Annotated in this window: 15 protein-coding genes; 3 read left to right on the top strand and 12 right to left on the bottom strand. The window is 60.6% G+C overall.

Going from position 1 to position 21,578, the window contains the following annotated elements; all coding sequences use genetic code 11:
* Window positions 1-7 precede the first annotated feature (7 nt).
* From OKC42_RS10925 to ygfK, 5 genes are all read right to left on the bottom strand, one after another.
* Window positions 8-1,531 carry a nucleobase:cation symporter-2 family protein gene (locus OKC42_RS10925; protein WP_151285968.1) on the bottom strand — a complete coding sequence of 508 codons (1,524 nt, stop codon included), beginning with the start codon at window positions 1,529-1,531 and terminating at the stop codon, window positions 8-10.
* Between the two features lie 95 nt (window positions 1,532-1,626).
* The gene (locus tag OKC42_RS10920) at window positions 1,627-4,524 is read right to left on the bottom strand and encodes a molybdopterin-dependent oxidoreductase Mo/Fe-S-binding subunit (protein WP_270819650.1); all 2,898 of its coding nucleotides are present in this window, start codon (window positions 4,522-4,524) and stop codon (window positions 1,627-1,629) included.
* Complete coding sequence (gene ygfM / locus OKC42_RS10915) at window positions 4,521-5,297, bottom strand: molybdopterin-dependent oxidoreductase FAD-binding subunit (protein WP_270819649.1); 777 nt, start codon at window positions 5,295-5,297, stop codon at window positions 4,521-4,523. The genes OKC42_RS10920 and ygfM overlap by 4 nt, the downstream gene beginning before the upstream one ends.
* Window positions 5,298-5,377: 80 nt before the next feature.
* Window positions 5,378-6,706, bottom strand: coding sequence for a putative aminohydrolase SsnA (ssnA, locus tag OKC42_RS10910; RefSeq protein WP_270819648.1), 1,329 nt, complete (start codon window positions 6,704-6,706; stop codon window positions 5,378-5,380).
* 30 nt (window positions 6,707-6,736) lie between these two features.
* A complete protein-coding gene (ygfK, locus tag OKC42_RS10905; protein WP_270819647.1) occupies window positions 6,737-9,847 on the bottom strand; it encodes a putative selenate reductase subunit YgfK in 3,111 nt (1,036 codons plus the stop codon).
* Between the two features lie 136 nt (window positions 9,848-9,983).
* Here ygfK and OKC42_RS10900 point away from each other — a divergent pair, with 136 nt between their 5' ends.
* Window positions 9,984-10,211 carry a hypothetical protein gene (locus OKC42_RS10900; protein WP_270819646.1) on the top strand — a complete coding sequence of 76 codons (228 nt, stop codon included), beginning with the start codon at window positions 9,984-9,986 and terminating at the stop codon, window positions 10,209-10,211.
* 109 nt (window positions 10,212-10,320) lie between these two features.
* Here the strand turns inward: OKC42_RS10900 and mocA are convergent, their stop codons facing one another.
* Window positions 10,321-10,986 carry a molybdenum cofactor cytidylyltransferase gene (gene mocA, locus OKC42_RS10895; protein WP_270819645.1) on the bottom strand — a complete coding sequence of 222 codons (666 nt, stop codon included), beginning with the start codon at window positions 10,984-10,986 and terminating at the stop codon, window positions 10,321-10,323.
* Here mocA and yqeC point away from each other — a divergent pair.
* Window positions 10,985-11,833 (top strand): selenium cofactor biosynthesis protein YqeC, encoded by an 849-nt coding sequence (gene yqeC / locus OKC42_RS10890; protein ID WP_270819644.1) that lies wholly within the window; start codon window positions 10,985-10,987, stop codon window positions 11,831-11,833. The two genes, mocA and yqeC, sit on opposite strands and share 2 nt — an antisense overlap.
* A gap of 27 nt (window positions 11,834-11,860) precedes the next feature.
* A complete protein-coding gene (gene yqeB / locus OKC42_RS10885; RefSeq protein WP_270819643.1) occupies window positions 11,861-13,453 on the top strand; it encodes a selenium-dependent molybdenum cofactor biosynthesis protein YqeB in 1,593 nt (530 codons plus the stop codon).
* A gap of 70 nt (window positions 13,454-13,523) precedes the next feature.
* On the opposite strand, the gene OKC42_RS10880 is transcribed toward yqeB, so the two are convergent.
* The 6 genes from OKC42_RS10880 to ygeW form a co-directional block, all read right to left on the bottom strand.
* Window positions 13,524-14,447: a DMT family transporter gene (locus OKC42_RS10880; RefSeq protein WP_270819642.1), complete on the bottom strand. Its 924-nt coding sequence runs from the start codon at window positions 14,445-14,447 to the stop codon at window positions 13,524-13,526.
* A gap of 171 nt (window positions 14,448-14,618) precedes the next feature.
* Window positions 14,619-15,551 (bottom strand): carbamate kinase, encoded by a 933-nt coding sequence (arcC, locus tag OKC42_RS10875; RefSeq protein ID WP_270819641.1) that lies wholly within the window; start codon window positions 15,549-15,551, stop codon window positions 14,619-14,621.
* A 95-nt stretch (window positions 15,552-15,646) separates the two neighbouring features.
* A complete protein-coding gene (gene hydA, locus OKC42_RS10870; protein WP_270819657.1) occupies window positions 15,647-17,071 on the bottom strand; it encodes a dihydropyrimidinase in 1,425 nt (474 codons plus the stop codon).
* Between the two features lie 105 nt (window positions 17,072-17,176).
* Window positions 17,177-18,394: a YgeY family selenium metabolism-linked hydrolase gene (locus tag OKC42_RS10865; RefSeq protein ID WP_069528193.1), complete on the bottom strand. Its 1,218-nt coding sequence runs from the start codon at window positions 18,392-18,394 to the stop codon at window positions 17,177-17,179.
* A gap of 125 nt (window positions 18,395-18,519) precedes the next feature.
* Window positions 18,520-19,719, bottom strand: a complete 1,200-nt coding sequence (gene dpaL, locus OKC42_RS10860) for a diaminopropionate ammonia-lyase (RefSeq protein WP_151285958.1) — start codon at window positions 19,717-19,719, stop codon at window positions 18,520-18,522.
* A gap of 137 nt (window positions 19,720-19,856) precedes the next feature.
* Window positions 19,857-21,044, bottom strand: coding sequence for a knotted carbamoyltransferase YgeW (gene ygeW, locus OKC42_RS10855; protein ID WP_005336811.1), 1,188 nt, complete (start codon window positions 21,042-21,044; stop codon window positions 19,857-19,859).
* Window positions 21,045-21,578 lie beyond the last annotated feature (534 nt).

Here is a 21,578-nt window from a genome sequence, read left to right as displayed (position 1 = left end):
TTAACCGTCAGATCCGTTCCACCTGTGGCGCCACCGCCTGCCCGGGCACTGGCTCTGGTGAACCCTCCCCCTTGCTGGCCGATGGCTGGCCCGCACTGCGGGCGGTAAAGATCACATCCGGCTTGTCGCTCAGCTGGATCACCTCCACCGCCTCGGCATCCCTGACGGCCGCCTTGCGCTTTCGGCTTTGCGGCAACACCAGATTCATGATGATGGCGGTGATGCCGCCGGCGCAGATGGGGTTCTCCACCAGCATGTAGATACCCGCTGGCAGCACCTTGAAGACGTTCGGGTCATAGGAGACACCGAGCCCAAGACCCAGCGAAGTGGCGACAATCAGGGTCTCCCGCCGATCGAAACCGTGGCTGATGATGATGCGACCACCGGCGATGGCGATCATGGAGAACATGATGACCATGGCGCCCCCCATCACAGGTGACGGTATGGTGGTAAAGAAGCGCCCCACAACCGGGAAGAGCCCCAGCAGCACCAGAATAACGGCGATAAACTTGCCCACGTGGCGCGAGGCCACCCCGGTCATCTGGATGACGCCGTTGTTCTGGGCAAAGGTGGTGAGCGGCAGGGAACCGAGGGCCGAGGCAATGACCGAGACCAACCCGTCCGCCAGCACGCCGCCGGAGAGCCGCTTTTGAAATTCAGGCCCCTGAATATCCCGGTGGGAGACCATGGCGGTGGCGGTGATGTCCCCCACCGCCTCCAGCACGCTCAACAGATAGATGGTGCCCGCCAACATAAAGGCGTGAAAATCGAAGGAGAAACCGTACTTGAACGGGATCGGCACCGTAATAAGCGGCAGGTTCTCAAGGGCGGAGAAATCCACCATGCCGAGCATCAGGGCCACCGCATAGCCAACCATCAGACCGATGGCGATGCCGCTCATCCGCAGCAGCGGGCTTCGGCTGCAGTTGAAGGCGACGATGACGCAGAGCACCAAGAGCCCCAGCCCGATGTTCTCATATTTGCCAAAGGTACCGCTGCTCATGGCGGAGAAGCCGCCGCCAAAGTCGATGATCCCCACCTTGATAAGGCTCAGGCCAATCATCAGCACCACCACACCGCTCACGGTCGGGGTGATCACCCGCTTGAGGTAGGGCAGCACGAAGGAGGAGCCCATCACCAGAAAGGCGCCGACAAAAGAGACCCCGAGCAGGGTCGAGACGATCAGCTCCTCGTGGATGCCATCTTTTTTCATGGCGCCGCCGAGGGCGATCATCACGGTCACGAAGGAGAAGTTGACCGACTGGATGGAGAGCAGCCCCGAACCTATGGGGCCATAGCGGTTTACCTGCAGCCAGGTGCCGATACCGGAGGCGATCATCGCCATGGAAACCAGATAGGCGGTGGTCTCGGTGGAGAGGCCCAGGGCGCCGCCGACGATCAGCGCCGGGGTCACCATGGGAACAAAAATGGCCAGCAGATGGGTCACTGCGCCCATCAGGGTTTGATAAAACGGGGGTTTGTCTTCCAGCTCGTAAATGAGATCCGAGTGCTTGCGTGTTGTTTTAGACATCGTATTTGTCCCATCACACAGAATGTAGGCGGAGTACTCATTCCACCGTCAGGCGCTGGGGGCGAGCTGGCGCCCGCCCCTCACCTTTTCTTTTGTTATGCCGACACTTTTTGCTCCAGCTTGCCCAGTTCGCGCAGGATCTGCTCCGGCGTGAAGTGCCACTTGCGCAGCCAGACACCGCAGGCATCGTGGATGGCGGTGGCGATGGCGGGCGCGGCCCCGTTCACCCCGATCTCCGAGATGGACTTGGCGCCGTAAGGGCCGACCTTGTCATCACTCGGTACCAGGAAGGCCCGGAAGTCGCGCGGAATATCGCCAATCTTGGGCGCGCCATAGCTCTTGAGGTCCCGGGTGAGCGGGATGCCCTTGCTGTCGTAGCAGATCTCCTCGCTCATGGTGTGGCCGATGGCCCGCATGGTCGCCCCGTAGATCTGGCCGAGCGCCAGTTCCGGGTTGATGGGGGTACCACAGTCGAGCAGAGCGTAGAACTTGTCGAGCCGGATCTCGCCGGTTCTGACGTTGACCGCCACCTCGGCGAAGTTGGCCCCATACGGGAAGGCAAGCTCAGAGGTGATGTAGCTGGCAGTGCCCACCAGAATGCCGAAGCCGGTACCTGTCTCCGCTTTGTGGGCCAGCTTGGCGAGGCTCACCTCCCCCTGCTTGCCGCGCACGATCCCCGGGTGAACCAGCTCCACATCCTCCACCGGCTCGCCCAGCATGGCGGCGCCGTGGAACAGGATCTTCGCCTTGAGGTTCTCTGCCGCCATCTTGGCCGCATTGCCGGAGAAGCAGGTACCTGACGAGGCGTAGGCCCCCTTGTCGAATAGCGCATGGTCGGTATCGCCAGAGATGACGTGCACATCGCTGAGCGGGCAACCGAGCACCTCGGCGGTCAGCTTGGCCACCACGGTATCGAGGCCGGTGCCGATATCGGCGCCACCGGAGTGGACGATAAAGGTGCCGTCCGATTCCAGCTTGACCATGCAGTTGGCCTGATCGATATCGGGGATCCCCGATTTTTGCATGATGATGGCGACGCCACGACCGATGCGCCAATCCCCGTCGGCGGGTTTGGGACTATCCCAGGCAATCAGTTCGCGACCCTGTTTGAGGATGGGTTCGAGGGCACAGCTGGCCGCATGGGGCACCGAAGTGGGCATCTTGCCCTCGCCGATGGCACCCAGCACCTTGAGGATGTCCCCTTCGTGCACCCGGTTGTGCTCCACCATGTCAAGCTGATCGATGCCCAGTTTCTCGGCAAGTTCGGCAATCGCCATGGTCAGGGCAAAGTTGCCCTTGGGCGCGCCGTAACCCTGATAGGCCCCGGTCGGACAGATGTTGCTGTAGTAGGTGTTGACGGTAAAGCGCACGTTGTCGCACGGATAGAGCGGCAGGGAGAGCGCCGGGCCGTTGCTCGGCACCGTCAATGAGTGGTTGCCGTAAGGGCCGGTGTTGGCGCGAAAATCCATGTCGATGGCGGTGATGGTGCCATCTTTTTTGGCCCCCACTTTCACCTTCACCTTAGCCACGTGGCGGGAGGTGTTGCTGATGAACTCCTCTTCACGGGTGTAGCGGAAGGTGACCGGACGGCCGGTGACCTTGGTCGCCCAGGCGCACACCTCTTCCAGCAGGATATCCTGCTTGGAGCCAAAGCCGCCCCCTACCCGCTCCTTGATCACATGCACCTGGTGCTGCTTCATGCCGACAATGCGCGCCACCTGACGGCGCACGTGCCACGGCACCTGAGTGGATGCGTGAATAACCAGACGATCCCCATCCATGTAGGTGAAGCAGATGTGCGGCTCGGTCGGGCACTGCTGGGCCTGGGTCGATTCGTAGGTGCGCTCGACAATCTCGTCCGCCTCGGCAAAGCCTTTGGCCACATCGCCGATCTGGCCATGGACGCTGGCGGCCAGGTTCTCGTGCGGGCGGGAGCCGATGGGGAAGTTGATGATCATGTGCTCGTCACCGCGACGTACCGAGCTGGCGTTCTGCTGCTCGAGATCCGCCGGCGCCCCTGCCATGTAGACGATGGACTCGTCGTGCACCAGGGGTGCGTTGGGAGCCATCGCCTCATCGATGTTCATGACCGCAGGCAGCACCTGATATTCGACCTCGATGAGTTTGAGCGCAGCCAATGCGATGGCTTCGCTCTCGGCCACCACGGCGGAGACCCGGTCACCGACGTGACGCACCTTGCGGCTGAACATACGGCGATCGAGCGGTGACGGCTCGGGAGCACTCTGACCACCCGGTGTGTAAAACACATCCGGGCAGTTGAGGTGGGTGATAACATGCACGACGCCCGGCAGCGCCTCGGCGCGGCTCACGTCGAGTTTGGTGATCACCGCATGGGGATGGGGACTGCGCAGCATCTTGATGATCAGCGCATCCTCAGTAACCCGATCCTCCACGTAGCAGGGCTTGGCCTGCACCATCTTGGCGGCGTCCACTTTCGGACAGCTCTTGCCGATATGGCGCAAATCGTCGCGAAACTCGGGAGCGATCTGGCACAGGTAATCGGGATCCTTCATCCGTGAACAGGCAAGCTCGATGGCCTGATAGAACTGCTGATAACCGCCATCGCGGTGAAACAGGCCCGAGAGGGCATCGTCGATTTGATCACGGGTGGGCTCGGGGTGGCGATCAAGCAGGTCGGTGACGATGAGCGCGGCGGCCGGATCGTTGTAGCCGGACTGCACCACCCCCACGTCCACCATCGCCTGCTGTACCAGACTGAGCTGGTTCCAGCTGCCGAGCGACTCGGCGGTGCGCACGTCGGATCCATCCAGCTGGGCGGCGATCAGCAGGGAGGCGTTGATCACCTTGCCGTTGAAGAGAATGGCATCTGAGCCGGCAAAGCCAAAACCGTCGTCGCTGTTGCGCACCGAGTGCATCCGGCACTGGTTGAACAGCACCCGCTGGGCATTCTCGCCAGCCGCGGTGATGACGGTGCGCAGGGCACCGTTCAGGGTAAAGTTGAGTTCCATCATGCTTGCACCTCCTGCTGCTGGCAGTCCACCAGCAGATCCGCTACCACTACACCGGTGATATACCGCTTGTAACTTATGCTGCCCGCCAGATCCTCACGGGGCGAAATCAGCTCACTCACGGCGGCCTCCAGCGCGGCATCGTGCAGATCGCGGCGCTCCAGATCCCGCAGGCGCATCGGCTGCGGGGTGACGCCAGCGACGGCCACCCGCATCTCGCCAATGCTGTCGAGGGCCACCGCGGCGGTCATCACCGCCAGGCCATCGGCATTGCGGCTGATGCGGCGGGTGGTGCAGCGCAGTTCCGGTTCCGGCAGCACCACTCCCAGCACCAGGGCATTGCGCTGCCCCGCCAGATAGGCGTCGATGGGTTGCAGCAGGTTGTTTTCAAGCACTACTACCGCTTCGAGCACCAGCAGCACCGGCAGCAAGGGGGAATCCTGCTGCTGGCAGGCAATCTCGCCGCCGATGGTGGCCTGATTGCGCAGATGGCGGGAGTAGACAAACCCCAGCGCCTCGCACAGGGCGGCCGGGGTACGGGGATCATCTTTCAGGGTCTGCAGGGTAACGGTAGCGCCGATATGGAGCTGGCCGTGCTGCTGCTCAATCTGGCCAAGTCCGAGCTTGTCCAGCGAGATGGCGACCTTCTTGTCGGTGCGGGTCGGGGCTGCGTTGAGCTTGCTGCCGCCCCCCATGTAGACGGCGTCGTTGCCAAAGCGGGCCTTGAGTTCCAAAGCCTGACCCAGTTGCTCGGGTCGGAAGAATTGCTCAATCATGTGTCGTCCTTACTCTTGCTGCCCGCCGCCGGGAAAATCCACAAGGCGGGCAATTCAGTCCAAACGTGCGGAGGGTGGCCTTAGGCCAGCTGATCCATCCGTTGCCACAGGCGGCTCGCCACCTTGCTGGCCTGCTGATAAATGGGCTCGACGTCAAAGGCGAACTCGCGATCCTGATAGACCATGCGCCCCTCGACCATCACGCTGTTGACGCTGGCAGAGCCCATGCCAAAGGCGAGATGGCCGCCGAGGTTGCGCGGTGCCAGCGGGGTCGGTGCGGCGTAGTCGCAGATGGTGAGGTCAGCCTTGTAACCCGGCTCCAGGCGGCCAAATTTAGCGCCGAAGTTGCGCTCCAGCAGGGTGTTGCCGTTCCAGAGGAACCGGGCAAAGCTGTCGGGCCAGAGCGCTCCGCCGGCATCCTTGTGTTTGAAGTAGGCGAACTTGAGCTCTTCGAGCATGTCGGAGCCGATACCATCGGTGCCGAGCGCCAGATTGCGATACTCCGGCAGGTGCATGTTGTAGCCCACGTGGTTGTTCATGTTGGAGCGGGCGTTATGCACCAGGAAGGCATCGCGGCTGTTGAGCAGCTCGATGTCAGCCGGGCTCAGGTAGATGCCGTGGGCGATCAGAGTCTTGCTGTCGATAAGGCCAAACTCGTCCAGCCGGGCGATGGGCTCCTTGCCATAGTGGTGGTGGCCGTGGGCCATGTCGTAGCGGTCTTCCGCCACATGGATATGCAGACCACGACCGGTGACCTGCCGCGCTTCGCGCAGCATGGCCAGCCCCTCGTCGGGTACGGTGAAGGGTGCGTGAGCGCCGATATGGGCCTCCACCAGATAGGGTTCGTTCCCCTTGGCTTTGGCCGCATCGATCTGTTGGGCAAAGAGGATGTTCTCCTCCACCCCGGCCTGCAGCTCGGCGAGGCCGCCGTTGCGATCCGTAGTCTCGAAGCAGGTCATGCCGCGCAGACCCGCCTCCACAAACCCTTTGCGCAATACATTCAACGATCCCTTGATGAAGTTGGGCGACGCGTGGTGGTCGATCACCGCGCTGCAACCGCTCTTGATTGCTTCCAGCGAGCAGATGAGGCCGCTGTAGTAGAGGGACTCCTCATCGAGCGCCCGATCGAGCCGCCACCAGAGGTTTTTCAGGGTGGAGATAAAGTCCGGGCAGGGGGCGATGTTGGCCATGATCCCCCGCGACAGGCCTGAGTAGAAGTGGTTGTGGGCACAGACGATGCCCGGCATCACCAGCTTGCCCCCCATCTCCCGATAGTTGGCCTCCGGGTAGAGGGCCCGCAGATTGGGCCCCACCGCTTTGATAAGGGTGCCTTCGATGGCGATATCCACCCCTTCCAGCACCCGGGTCGGCTCCAGCTGGACGGCGGTGACGTTCTTCAGAATAAACATGGTGTGCTCCTTCGCTTATTCGTTGTTCGTTCAGGCCTCGACGGCCCCCAGCAGGTATTGGTGATGAGCGTGGACATGGCTGATGATGCGGCACATGTCGCCAAGGGCCGCTGGCGCATCCTTGATCCGGCTCTGGGCGTCGATGGTCAGGCGATAGGTCTCGCCATCCTGACGCACCCGCAGTTCGCCACCATCCGCCAGATAGAAACCAGGGTTGCGGCTGTTGTCGAAATCCTCGGGCAGGCTGAAGATGGTGACCTTGTCCTGATAGGGCTTGCCCTGCCACGGGCAGAACTGGGCGCAGTTGCCACATTCGTTGCAGTAGGCATCCAGGTGCAGGGTCTGGAACTGGTCTTTGAAGCCCGGCACCGCGATGGCGACGTTGGCCCGGTTGGGGCAGACATCCACGCACTTGCTGCAGAGGTAGTTGCACTCGAGGCAACGGTGCGCCTCTTGCGCCACGAAGGCATCGCGCTCGTTTTTGTCAACCATGGTGACGGCGATGCTTCCCTTGCGGCGGTAGATCTCATCCTTGCCCGACGGCTGGATGGTCACTTCACTCTGCTGGCTGGCTATATGCTCGCGAGAGAGCACCAGATCCGCGGCGCGGCGGGCGCCACCGATGGCACCGACGATGGAGGACGGGCCGCTCTGCACGTCACCGATAAGGAAGACGTTGCGACGGCTGGTTTCGCCGGTCTGGCTGTCCACCTCGGGCCAGCCATCGCTGCCCAAGGGAATGCCCATCGCTTTGAGCACCTCGCAGTCAGGCTGCTCGCCGATGGCGGTGATCAGCGCATCCATCTGCATCACTTCGGTCTGCTCGGTGGGCACCGGACGGCGGCGGCCCTGCTCGTCAGGATCCCCCAGCGCCATCATCCGCACGACAAGCTTGCCATCTTTGTCAAAGCGCTCTGGGTTAGTGAGGAAGCAGAAACGCACCCCATCTTCTACCGCTTCCAGATACTCCTCGCGATAGGCGGGCATCTCTTTTTCGCTGCGACGGTAGATCACGGTCACATCGCTGACACCCGGCACCTTGAGGGCGGCGCGGGCGCAGTCCATGGCGGTGTTACCGGCGCCGATCACCGCCACATGGCGGCCCAGCGGCAGCGGTTTGCCCTGATTGAAGCTGCGCAGGAAGTGGAAGGATTTGTAAATCCGCTCGTGACCCCCTTCGAGGCGCATGCCACCGTTCTTGTCGGCACCGATGCCGACGAAGACATAGGTAAAGCCCTGGGCGTGCAGCTTGTCGATGGTGAGCGCCGGATCGCAGCCAAACTCGAACTTGACCCCGTGGGCGGCGACAAAGTCGATATCGTGCTGGATAAGCTCGGCCGGGATGCGGAACTCGGGGATGATGTGTTTGACCACGCCACCGGCATCCGCTTCGCGCTCGAACACGGTGACCGGATGGCCGGCACGGGCCAGGAAGTAACCGGCGGAGAGACCGGCCGGGCCGGCGCCAATGACCGCAACCGGGTGCTTGTCACCACTGCCTGCCGGTTTATGCCAGCGAGCCTTGTACCCTTCCCAGCCCAACTCGAGGGCCACTTTTTTCAGCTCGCGGATATTGAGCGCGCTGTCGTAATCGAGACGGGTGCAGTTGTACTGGCACTGGTGATCGCAGATATGGCCGGTGATGGCGGGCAAGGCGTTGCGCTGATAAATCAGCTCAAGGGCCGCGACATACTCCCCCTCGCCCATCAGGCGAATGTACTCGGGGATATCCTGATGCACGGCGCAGGCGGTGACGCAGGGCGCTACGTAGCAGTCGGTCAGCGGCAGGCCGCCACCCACTTCGATGCGATCGTCGGACTTCCACTCCTTCTGGGTGTAATCCATGGTGAGGGCCTTGGCGGCAAGCGCTTCCAGCTTGGCCACATCCACCCGACTCATGCCCCAGCTATCGGAGGCATCGATCTCTTTGAGGCACTCCAGCTGGCGCAGATAGCCACCCGGTTTGAGCAGGTCGGTGGCCATGGTGATGGGACGAATACCAGTCTCGAAGATCTCGGCGATATTGAACTTGCTGGCACCACCGGAGTAGGAGATGGGCAGCTTGCCATCGAAGGCGCGAGACAGCACGGCCGCCACGTTGATGGAGAGCGGGAACAGCGCACGGCCGGACATATACATCTCATCCCCCGGCAGCGCACCTTTGCGGTTGATGGTGCCCAGGGTGTTGGTCAGCTTGACCCCGAAGGTGAGCCCCTTCTCGACCCCCAGCGCCATCAAACGGGTCAGCATCGCCTTGGCCTGCTCCAGCTTGAGGTCGTGATCGAACGACTCTTCGCTCAGGCCAATGTAATCAAAGCCACAGGTATCGAGGATCTCGCGCACCCGCGGGTAGCCCAGCAGGGTCGGGTTCAGTTTGACGAAGGTGTTGAGCCCCTTCTCTTCCAGCATGTAGCGGCAGATGGCCTCAATCTCGTTCGGTGGGCAGCCGTGCATGGTAGAGAGGGTAACGCCGTGAACCAGATTGGCCGGGATGTGCTCCACCAGCTGTTGCAGGCGATCGCGGCGCGCCCCCAGTCCCAGCTCGGCGATAAACTGCTCGTCGGCCACGAGGTCACGTACCACCTGCTGGTACTCGGCAAATTTCGGATTGCTGCTGGCATCCATCAGGCTGTGGATGAACTGCTGCATCGGTGGCTGTTTGATGCCATCGAGGTTGTAACCCACGCTCATGTTGAAGATGAAGGACTTGGCCTCTCCGTCGAGACGGGGGTCGAACACCTCCTCCAGCAGATAGAGGGCAAACCAGGCCTTCAGATACTCGTCAAACGCCTTGGGCAGGGTGAACTCGGTAGACCACTCGGTGTTGAAGCACTCGTCTTCGGCGTCGATGCAGGGCTTTTCCAGTTCGAGACGGTCCAGGATCTGCACCGTCTTGAGCTCGATAAAGCGCCCGCCGGTCAGCCAGGAGGTGACGATGTTCTGGGCCAATTGGGTATGGGGGCCGGCTGCCGGGCCGATGGGGGTCTCGCAGGTTTCACCGAACACCTTGATCTTGCGCTCGTCCTGCTTGCGATAAAATTGTGCGGCGGGAATACCGAAAATGCTCTGACTCTCTTTATATTCCGCAAAAATACGGGTCAGAAGGTTCTTGAAGGGAACGGGTCGCATAATATCGCCCATGGCTATCTCCTTGCAGCTGTTCTGCACATTGGCAGCATGAATAAATGGGGTATCCCGCACGGGCATTACCCCTTGGCAAGGAGAGGAGCAACTATCAGGCCACTCCATCGGAAAAACTATTTTTTAGGGTAAAAGCGTGAGATGGCTCGAATTAATGAAGGCGATTTGGCATGTCGCCATTATGATTGATGAGAGTGGTTATCACTCACTTGAAATTTTATTCAAGGCAATACCAGAGAAAAAAGAGAAGTATCAAATCGGCAGCGATAAATATCACTTTGATAGGGTGAAAATCATCCAGCATTATCGCAAGCCAGCCCCAGCCAATATGGTCGGGGCTGGCTTAAAAGTCACTGCCATATAAAAGGCAGTCGTCGCTATTTCGGTTTATCCAAAGGCTACGAGATGACTCGGCGTTACCGCCCCGCTGGCTGCCATTGTATGCAGAGGGAGGTGGGTCCCAACGATGCGACTCAGCCCTGCTCGGTTGTAAGCTCGTCGGCAGAACGCAGCTCCAGTTCGCCGCGGATCAGCGCCTGATAGCGCTCGGGGGTATCGATATCAAAGAGGATGGCAGGACTCTCGACCGGTATGGTGCGATGGGGGCGTTGCAGCAACCAGTGGCGCACCGAACCCTGTGCTGGCGCGGTTGCCAGCTCCCTTGCGAGGGATTTTGGCAGCAAGACCGGGTGGCCCGCCTCCCCCTGAAAGCTCGGAAACAGGGCGAACTCTCCGCGCGCCTGCCACAACTGCTGATAGACCTCGCACGGGATACAGGGCAGATCCCCGTGGCTGATAAAGAGGTAGTCAGCATTGCTGGCCGCCAGAGCGCAGCGGATGGAACTGCCCAGCCCCAACTCATAGTCAGGGTTATGGACGATGAGAATGTCGGGGCGATTCCCATAACAGGCAGCGAGTTCGGCCCCGCGATGACCCACGACCAAAATAATCCGGGAGCAGAAGGCCAGGGCATTTTTGAGACTTGCATCAAGAATTGTCCCCGAGCCATAAGGTAGCATCATTTTCCATGCCCCCATGCGGGATGACAAACCTGCTGCGGTAATTATACAGTCACACTGTTCACGCCCCCGAGCCTGCACCTTTTCATTCACCTCGCTATTTATTTCGGTTATTGCCATGTCCTTGCCACACTCTGTTATTCACGCGTTTCCGGATATTGGTTCGCTTTTAAATCCACTGCTTGAAAATAGTGACAATCATACCACGCTAATTAGCCTTTGTGGTGCCGGCGGAAAAACCAGCACCCTGTTCTGGCTGGCGGAATATTTTTATAAGCAGGGTAAAAGGGTGCTAATTACCACCACCACCCGGATGTTTCTGCCAGCCCCGTCACACTATCGGGAATTGATTATCGAGACGGATCCCGTTCGTCAACTTACCCGCTGTCAGGCTCTGCCGGATGGCCCGACCCTGGTTGCCCTGTTCAGCCATCTCGACGAGCGCACCGGAAAGGTGGCGGGCCCCACGCCCCAGCAGATTGATCTCATCAAGGGGCAGCAGCGCTTCGATCTGATCCTGGTCGAAGCGGATGGCGCCCATCACAAGTTATTGAAAGTGCCCGCTTTGCACGAACCTTGCATTCCCCAGAACAGTGATTGGGTGATCGCCCTGACGGGCGGCGCCATGGTGGGGGCCAAGGCCGACCCGCAGCAGATCCACCGCTGGGCAGAGCTTCAGGCCCTGTGCGGGATAGAGGCCGGTGACCCCCTCGACTGGGTTCTGTTTCACCAGCTGCTCTCCCACCCCGAGGGGCTGTTCAAGGGCACCCCGGCCAAGGCGCGCCGGATCTGGTTTATCAATGGGGATTATCAAAATGAGGCGTCGTGGCTCGATGAATTGATAAAGCTGCATAGCCGCCACCCCGAGATCTATGCCATCTGGCAGGGGGCGGTTCGCGAGCCACAGCCCATTCGCCACGCACTCGGTTACTTCGCTCAGGATGAGGCACAGCCGCCTCGCCCATGATGGTTTAAGGATAAGAAGAGGTACCTTATGAATCTGTTTGCACACGCAGCCCGACTGGAACAGGAGAACACGCCATTTGCCATGGCCCAGATCATCGAGAGCCGTGGCTCCACCCCCCGCCATCAGGCCCAGATGCTGGTGATGGCCGATGGCCAGATCCTCGGCACCATCGGCGGCGGCATGATCGAGCGGCTGGTGATCGAAGAGGCCGTGGCGGCCATTGCCGAGCGCAAGCCGCGCATCTTCCACGGCCGGATGGCCCGCAACGGTGAGCATGCGGTCGGGTCGGACTGTGGTGGCGCCATGTCGGTCTATATCGATATCTACGGTCTGCGCCCCCGTCTGGTATTGATCGGCGCCGGTCACGTCAACCGGGCGCTGGCCCATGCAGCCGCGCCACTGGGTTTTGATATCCATGTTGGCGACTGTTTTGAAGGGAGCCTCAATCCCGATCACTTCCCCGTCGGCACTCACCTCAAACAGGCTGATACCATCAGCGCGGTGATCGAGGCGCTGGCCATCGAGCCCGCCAACTTCGTTATCATCGCCACCAACCATCAGGACAAGGAGGCGCTGGAGCGGCTGATAAGCCGTCCCCTCGCCTATCTGGGGCTGCTCGCTAGCAAGCGCAAGGTACAGACCTTCACCCAGGCGCTGCGCCAGCAAGGGGTGAGCCAGGAACAGTTGCAGCGGCTGCACGCCCCCATCGGTTACAACATAGGAGCCGAAACCCCGGAAGAGATCGCCATCAGCATCCTCGCCGAACTGCTGCAAGTGAAAAACGGCAAATCGGGTGGGCTAATGCAGGATGACGTGCGGCTCAAGCGGGATAAGCTGGTGGTGATGCGTGGCTCCGGCGATATCGCCACCGGGGTGGCGCTGCGCCTGCACAATGCAGGCTTCAAGGTGGTGATGCTGGATCTCGACAAACCCACGGTGATCCGTCGCACTGTCGCCTTCGCCCAGGGGATGTTTGACGGCGAAACAAGCGTCGAAGGGGTACGAGCCAAGCGGGTCGAGAGCGTCGAACAGGCGTTCGAGCAGCTGGATCGGGGCGTCATTCCGCTACTGGTTGACCCCGACTGTGCCACCCTCGCCGAGCTCAAGCCCCACTATCTGGTGGATGCCATCCTCGCCAAGCAAAATCTCGGCACTCACAAGGAGATGGCCCCCATTACGGTGGCCCTTGGCCCAGGCTTTGAGGCGGGACGCGACTGCGATGCGGTGATCGAGACCAACCGTGGCCACCATCTGGGCCGGGTCATCTATCAGGGCCCCGCCCAGCCCAATACCGGTATTCCCGGGGTGATCGAGGGGCACTCCGCCCGCCGGGTGGTGCGCGCGCCCGTCGCCGGAGTGATGAAGAGCATTATCAAGCTCGGTGATCTGGTGCAGGAGGGAGATGTGATTGCCCATGTGGGGGATGCCCCTATTATCGCGCCGCTCTCCGGCATGGTGCGGGGGCTGCTCAGCGATGGCATCGAAGTGCCTATCGGCTTCAAGATTGGCGATATCGACCCGCGTGGCGAGCGCGCCGATGCCACCACGGTATCGGACAAGGCACGCGCTATCGGCGGCGCCGTGCTGGAAGCCATGATGCATCTAGCCCAGCGCAGATAAGAGAGTGTTCTTAAAACCAGAAGGGCTCGCCATGATGGCGGGCCCTTTTATCTCTTCGCTGGCAATCGGCTCAGCCGTGCTTGATACGGGTCTCCCCCGCCACCGACACCACGGAGCGTTTGCCCTTGTGACTGATCACCAACAATGCCAGCACGATAAGGGCGATGCCGCTCCCTTCCACCGGCCCCGGGTTTTCCCCGAGCAGCCACCAGGAGAGCAGCACGCCGGTCACCGGCACCGCCAGAGTGCTGAGGCTGGCGATACCCGCTGGCAGTTTTTTCAGCACAAACAACCAGAGACTCCAGGCTATGGCGGTGGCGAAGATGGCGCTGTAGGCGAGCGCGCCAAACACATAGGGCTGCCAGTCGATGGGTCGCTCCGGCACCAGCGCCGCCACCACGGCCATCACCATGGTGGCATAGATCATCTGCCAGGTGGTGAGGGACATCAGATCCACCGCGGGATGGCGGGCATACATCCGCTTGGCGATGATGGCGCTGATCCCCCAGCAGATGCCGGAGGCAATCCCCAGCAGCGCACTCTTCATGGAATCGAGATGCAGCTGCCAGGGCTCGATCACCAGCAGCAGCCCGCAGGCCGCCACCCCGACCGCCAGATAGTGGAGCTTGCGCATCCGCTCGCCGAGAAAGAGCGCCGCGAAGATCACCACCCAGAACGGCATGGTGTAGCTCAGAATGGCAACCTTGCCCGCCCCGCCGCTGATCAGCGCCCACTGGGCCAACCCCACCATGCCGCAGGTCTGGAACAGGGCGATGGCGAGGGTATAGCGAAACGGGGTGGGTTTGAGATAACGGCGCCCACGCAGGGCCAATACCAGCAGCAGAACCAGAGATCCGCACAGGCAGCGCAGGGCGGTGAACTCGAAGGCCCCCGCGTAGAGCATCACCTGCTTCATCACGATCCAGCTGTAACTCCAGATGGCGGTGAGCAGGATCAATCCCACCAGCGCCGCCATATTGATCTTTCCGCTCATTTGCTTGTTACTCACCTCTTGTCACTCATTGCGCCGGTTCAACTCTCGACGTTTTGCCCGCGCTTGAAGGCGGCCATCTTACGCCGCTCATCCTCCGCTGACCATGGTCGCCCCGAAATGAACAAGGGGGCCGTCGGCCCCCGCAATCACACTCAACCCGAGCTGGAACGCCTAGCGGCAGATAAGGGTTCCCGTCTTGCCGGCAATGCCGTCGGCGGCCTTCTCCAGCAAGGTGATCAGGGATTTGCGCCCCGGCATGGAGGTAGCGAACGAGAGCGCCGCCTCCACCTTGGGCAGCATGGATCCCTTGGCAAACTGCCCCTGCTCGATAAAACACTGGGCATCTCCCACGCTCAGCTGATCGAGCCACTGCACATCGGGTTTGCCGAAGTTGATGGCGACCTTCTCTACCGCGGTAAGGATGATCAGCATGTCGGCATCGATGAGCTCCGCCAGCTTGGCACTGGCCCAATCCTTGTCGATCACCGCGCTAGCGCCGCGCAGGTGCTTGCCTTCCCGCAGCACCGGAATGCCACCGCCACCGACGGTGATCACCACCTGACCGGCAGCCAGCATGGCAGAGACGGTCTCTTTCTCGATGATGTCGACGGGTTTGGGGGAGGCCACTACCCGGCGATAGCCACGACCGGCATCCTCTTTGAGCCGCTCGCCCTTGGCTATCAGCGCCTCGGCCTCCTCCTTGCTGAAGAAGCCGCCGATGGGCTTGCTCGGGTCAAGGAAGGCGGGATCGTTCTTGTCGACCTCAACCTGAGTCACCAGAGTGGCAACCGGCTTTTGAATACCACGCGCCAGCAAGGCTTCACGCAGGGCGTTTTGCAGGTCATAACCGATGTAACCCTGACTCAGGGCCACACAGACCGACATGGGCAGATGGGGGAACTTGGGCTCGTGGCGGGCCGCCACTTCGAACGCCTGCTGGATCATTCCCACCTGCGGGCCGTTGCCGTGGGTCACCACCACCTCGTGCCCCTGGGCGATCAGGTCGGCGATGGTGTGCGCCGTGCTCTGCACCGCCTTCATCTGCTCGGGCAGGTTGTTGCCCAGCGCATTGCCACCAAGGGCCAGTACGATTCTCTGTTTCATCTTGTTATCTCCAGTGATGGGACAAGCCGGCGCAATACCGGCCCACCTTTCGTTGTTCACATAACCTTGCTGCTCTGTCTGTTTCGAACGGATTGTCAGCCAGCAACCGCGGGGCAAGGCGAGTGCAGATCAGGCGCCAACGCCGGATCAAAGGGTGCTCTGGCCAAAAACCGGCCATGCCCCCGTTGTCCGGTAAACTCGCCGTCGCGAGCGACTATCTCGCCGCGACTGAGGGTCATCCTGATCTGGCCGGGACAGCGCATCCCCTCGTAGGGGCTGTAGTCGCCGTTGTCGTGCAAGGCGGCGTGACGGATCAGGGTCTCGCCACGGGGATCCATCAGTACCAGATCGGCGTCAGACCCCGGTTGCAGGTTGCCCTTGCGCGGCCAGAGGCCAAACAGGCGCGCCGGGTTGGCGCTGGTGAGAGCTACAAAGCGTGATGGCGAGATGCGCCCCCCCAACACCCCGTGGGCAAAGAGCAGCAGCATCCGGTTCTCGACGCCCGGCAAGCCGTTGGGGCAGCGGCTGAAATCGCCCCCCGAGAGGGTCATGCGCTGGGCGTGGGAGAAGTTGCAGTGATCGGTCGCCACCGTATCGATGTCACCCGCAGCGATACCGACCCACAGCTTGTCCTGCTCGCGACGCGAGCGCAGCGGCGGGCTCAGCAGATAGTCGACCCCGTTCTCCTTGTAATAACACTGCTCATCGAGCAGCAGATATTGCGGGCAGGTCTCCACCCAGACCGGTTGGCCCTGCCGACGCGCCAGTTTCAGATACTCCAGCCCCAAGCCATTGGAGAGGTGGACGATATAGAGCGGGGCATTGCCCGCGAGCCCCGCCAGATTGATCATCCGGGCGATCGCCTCCGCCTCGCACTCCAGCGGGCGGCTTTGCGGGTGATACCAGGGCTCATGATGGCCAGCGGCGAGCAGTGCCGCACGGCGCGCCGCGATGGCGGCATCGTTCTCGGGATGGACGGTGGCAAGCGCCCCCACCTCCTTGAGGCGGGCCAAGGCGTGCAGCACGTCATGGTCCCCCAGCTTGTACTGGTAGGTGAGGTAGAGCTTGAAGCTGCTGATCCCCTCCTCCAGCACCATGGCGGCCATCTCATTAAGGATGGCGTCATCCACATGCTGGATCACGCCATGAAAGCTGTAGTCGATCACCGCCTGATCGGCGGCGTACTCGTGATAACGGACCAGCTGGTGATGCAGATTGCACCCCGCCGGGCCAAATCCCATGTGGTCGACGATGGTGGTGGTGCCACCACAGGCGGCGGCACGGGTACCGCTGAAGAAGTCATCGCAACTGCGGGCAATCCCCACATCTATGTTGAAGTGGGTGTGGACATCGATGCCACCCGGCATCACATAGCAGCCGCTGGCATCGATCAGCTCGGTTTCGCTATCGGACTGGATATCGGCGGCACGGGCGCGGATCACCCCGTGCTCGATCAGTAGATCCTGACGATATTCACCCTGCGCATCGACCAGCACGCCCTTTTTGATCAGCCGTTTCATCCCCACCACCTCGAACATCACTTCAAACAGCAAGGCCCCGCCTCAATGGAGACGGGGCACTTTCAACAGCTGGGCGGCGATGGCAGTCACCACCCGGCAGACCCCTTACTTGTCCAGCTCGGCCAGATAGAGCATGGGGATCACGGCGTACATGGCGGCGCACTTGACCAGATGCTCTTTCCAGGTCTTCTCGTTCGGCGCGTGGGCTTCCGGCTCTTTACCCGGGCCAAAACCGATGACCGGAATACCGTGACGACCCATGATGGAGACCCCGTTGGTCGAGAAGGTCCACTTGTCTACCACCGGCTCCTTGTTGAACAGCTCGCGATAAGCCTTGGAGAGGGTTTTGACGGTGATGTGATCCTCTTCCACCTTCCAGGTCGGGAAGTAGCACTCGGTCGGATAGACCAGACCTGTATAGGCCGGACGGTCGTACTGGTACATGGAGACCTCGGCACCGGCGGCTTGTACCGCTGGCAGGGCACGGATCTCGTCGAGCGCCCCTTGCCAGGTCTCGCCCCAGGTCAGACGACGGTCGATTGAGACGGCGCAGCTATCCGCCACGGCGCAGCGGCTTGGCGAAGTGAAGAAGATCTCGGAGACGGTCAGGGTACCCTTGCCGAGGAAGTCGTCATGACCGAGGTTGTGGCTGAGCTCCTGCAATTCGCCGAGGATCGGGCCCATCTTGAAGATGGCGTTGTCACCGCGCTCCGGCGCAGAGCCGTGGCAGCTGACCCCCTGCACCTCCACCCGGATCTCCATACGGCCACGCTGACCACGGTAGATCTGGCAGTCGGTCGGCTCGGTACTGACCACGAACTCGGGGCGGATCTTGCTCTGCTCGATGATGTACTGCCAGCAGAGGCCATCGCAATCCTCCTCCTGCACGGTACCGGTCACCAGCAGGGTGTACTGGTCTTCCAGCCCGAGATCCTTGATGATCTTGCCCGCATAGACCATGGAGGCCATGCCGCCTTCTTGGTCAGATGCGCCACGACCACCGATGATCTCGTGATCTTCCATCCCCTCATAGGGGTCGAACTTCCAGTTGGCCATGTTGCCGACGCCCACGGTATCGATGTGGGCATCCATGGCGATCAGGTGCGGGCCGTGGCCGATATAGCCCAGCACGTTGCCCATGGGGTCGATCTCGACCTTGTCAAAGCCAACCTTCTCCATCTCCTGCTTGATACGCAGCACCACGCGCTCTTCATCGCAGCTCTCGCTCGGGATGGCGATCATGTCGCGCAGGAACTGACTCATCTCGGCCTTGTACTGGTAGGCCTTCTCCAACACCATTTCAAACGGAATTTGCTTGCTCATTGTGATTCTCCATAACAACTGAGAGTGCGCGGCCTGTTCATCGGCAGCGCCCTGTGCCCATTACCGCGCCACGTTGACGAGGCGCGATCAATGCTTCAATTCGTGTCTCTGCTCTGGCGGGAGAGTTAGTCGCAGGCAGGATGTTTGCCTTCCCACACCACTTCCCGGTAGTGGGTCACATCGGTGTCCCCTTCGGTGTTGATGATCAACACCACGGAGTCGCGACTTAGCCCGAGACGTTCCATCAGCGTCGCGCGATCCGGGTGGTGACGCACCGCCGCCAACACGCCGGTGCCGACCGAGCCGGATTCGCCGGAGATGATGCGCGGATCATTGCCAAGGGGGTTGCCCAGCACCCGCATGCCCAGCGCCGACACCTTGTCGTGGCAGGAGATGAACTGGGTGGTGCAGCTTCTGAGCAATGGCCAGCCGAGCGGATTGGGTTCGCCGCAGGCGAGACCGGCCATGATGGTGCGCATATCGCCCCCCACGTTGACCATCTCCCCCGCCACGCCGGAGCGGTAGATGCAGTCGGCCTGATCCGGTTCGACCACGATACTGTGCAAGTTTTTCGCCCCGAAGCAGTCCACCAGATAACCGAGCACCCCGCCCGCCAGCGCCCCGACCCCGGCTTGCAGCAGCACATGAGTCGGCTGCTTGATACCCATACCCTGCATCTGCTCGACCGCTTCGTCGGCCAGGGTGGAGTAACCCTGCATGATCCAGGTCGGGATTTTGGTGTAACCCTCCCAAGCGGTGTCCTGCACGATGTGCCAGCCGCGCTCTTCGGCCATCTTCATGGTCAGGCGCACGGTGTCGTCGTAATTCATGTCGGTGACGATGCACTCAGCACCGAGATTGAGAATGTGGTCAACCCGCTCCTGGGCAGAGCCCTTGGGCATGTAGACCACCGCATGCTGACCCACCTGTTTGGCGGCCCAGGCGACGCCACGACCGTGGTTGCCATCTGTGGTGGTGGCGAAGGTCATCGGCTCCTTGATGGTGCGTTTGATGAGATCGAAGGAGAAATCCTCGATGGCCACCCCGTATTTTTCACAGAGCAGGTTGGCAATGGCGTAGACGCCACCCAGCATCTTGAAGGCATTGAGACCAAAGCGCTTTGACTCATCCTTGACCAGAATATTTTTTACCCCGATATAGGCGGCCAGATCTTTCAAATCACACAAGGGGGTTGGCTCATAACCGGCCAGTTTTTTATGAAAAGCGCGAGCCTTTTGTGCTTCGGCGCGAGAAAACAGCGGAGATGGCTCGGCGGTAAAAAAGCGGTTATCGGCAATATCCATCTTCAGCGAAAATTGGGACATGCTTACCTCACTAGGCGTTACCTGACAAAGAGCTGCCTCGCCGGGAGATCCGTTATTCAGATACCACGGAGAGAAAACTCGAAATAATGAATTCAACAGCGTGGGCAGGATGAATATTCACCCTGCCCTGCCGTTATTTATTTCACCCGCTTTTGCGCCTCTTTAATCAGATTTTCCAGGGTTTCTGCCGGGGCGGAGAATTTACGGGCCATGATCATGGCGGCGATAATATAGGGCTTCCAGCTCGCCTCTTTGTAAGTGGCGATACGGTATTTCTCGAATACCCCTTCGGTTACTTCCCCTTCCTTGCAGGAGACACCGGAAATATCGGCGGGCAGGCAGTGCATATAGAGCGCCTCGCCCCCCTTGGTGAGCTTCATCATCTCCTCAGTGCAGTGCCAATCCTTGTGCTTGGCGTTCTGCTCCAGACAATGTTTCTCCAGCTCCTTGAGGCCGGCGTGGTCATTGGCACGCAGCAGCTCGGTGCGCTGCTCCATCACCTTGTAGGGGGCCCAGGACTTGGGATAGACGATATCGGCGTCCTTGAACGCCTCTTCCATGGAGGTGACCTGACGGAAGCTGCCACCGGAGGCCTTGGCATTCTCTTTGGCCACTTCGATCACGTCCGGGATCAGGTCATACCCCTCCGGGTGGGCCAGGGTCACGTCCATACCGAAACGGGTCATCAGACCGATGATGCCCTGCGGCACGGAGAGCGGCTTGCCGTAGCTGGGGGAGTAGGCCCAGGTCATCGCAATTTTCTTGCCCTTGAGGCTCTCCAGGCTGCCGAAGTGCTCCTGCAACCAGGCCAGATCAGCCATGGACTGGGTCGGGTGATCAATGTCGCACTGCAGGTTGACCAGCGCCGGACGCTGGGGCAGCACCCCCTTCTCGAACCCTTCATCCAGTGCGGCGCCCACTTCGCGCATATAGGCGTTACCGGCACCGAGGAACATGTCGTCACGGATGCCGATTGCATCGGCGCAGAAAGAGATCATATTGGCCGTTTCACGGACGGTTTCGCCATGGGCGATCTGGGATTTGCCCTCATCCAGATCCTGCTGGGCCAGACCGAGCAGGTTCAGCGCAGAGGCGTAAGAGAAGCGGGTTCGGGTGGAGTTATCGCGGAAAACCGAGATACCGAGCCCGCTGTTAAACAGTTTGGTGCAGATATTTTCGGCGCGCAGGGTCTTGAGTGATTCGGCCAGTTTCAATACCAGCTCCAGCTCCTGAGGGGTTTGCTCCCAGGTCAGCAGAAAATCTTTTTCATGCAGGTTGGATTTGAGTGCTCTGATCTCTTTGATTAATTCGTTAACTGCTTTCATCGTTCGCCCCAATCATTGGATGAGATATGGATAGCTCCCCTTTCACTCACGATGTCACCAGCATCCCGGTTGTGGGTGAGCGCGTCGGTTAGCGTCGACATGAGGCAATCAATAACCGTGCCAAACCAATAAAATGCAGGCAGATATTAATAAATGGCGAAAGTGTGTGATGCCACCCACAAAATCAGCGGCTATTTAAGCGGTTTATTCAATAAAAAGGTGAGCGGATCAGCCAAGCCATAAAATAGCCGAGTGATAATAATCAGAGGCGATATCCCTTTGTCGGTGAGAATTATCATCAAAGGTCAATTTCAGGGGCTGAAATGATATCGGCGGGGCTGTCGTTATCATTATGATAATGCCCGCAACACCTTTTCTCTTGGAAGGACCTCTCCAGCGTTGACACTGCAGCTATCTCGTCTCCCCTGCGCTCCCCCCCATATCGCCTCGCACCTTATCTTCCGGCCACATCGCTGGGCGCGGTTGGCCCAAGGTGCTAACGTGAATACGCCAGCTGCGCATCTGTCTCGGATG

This window comes from Aeromonas sp. Y311-2 (genome assembly GCF_027706025.1).
Classification (GTDB): Bacteria; Pseudomonadota; Gammaproteobacteria; order Enterobacterales; family Aeromonadaceae; genus Aeromonas; species Aeromonas veronii.
This window is presented reverse-complemented; position numbering and strand designations above follow the sequence as displayed.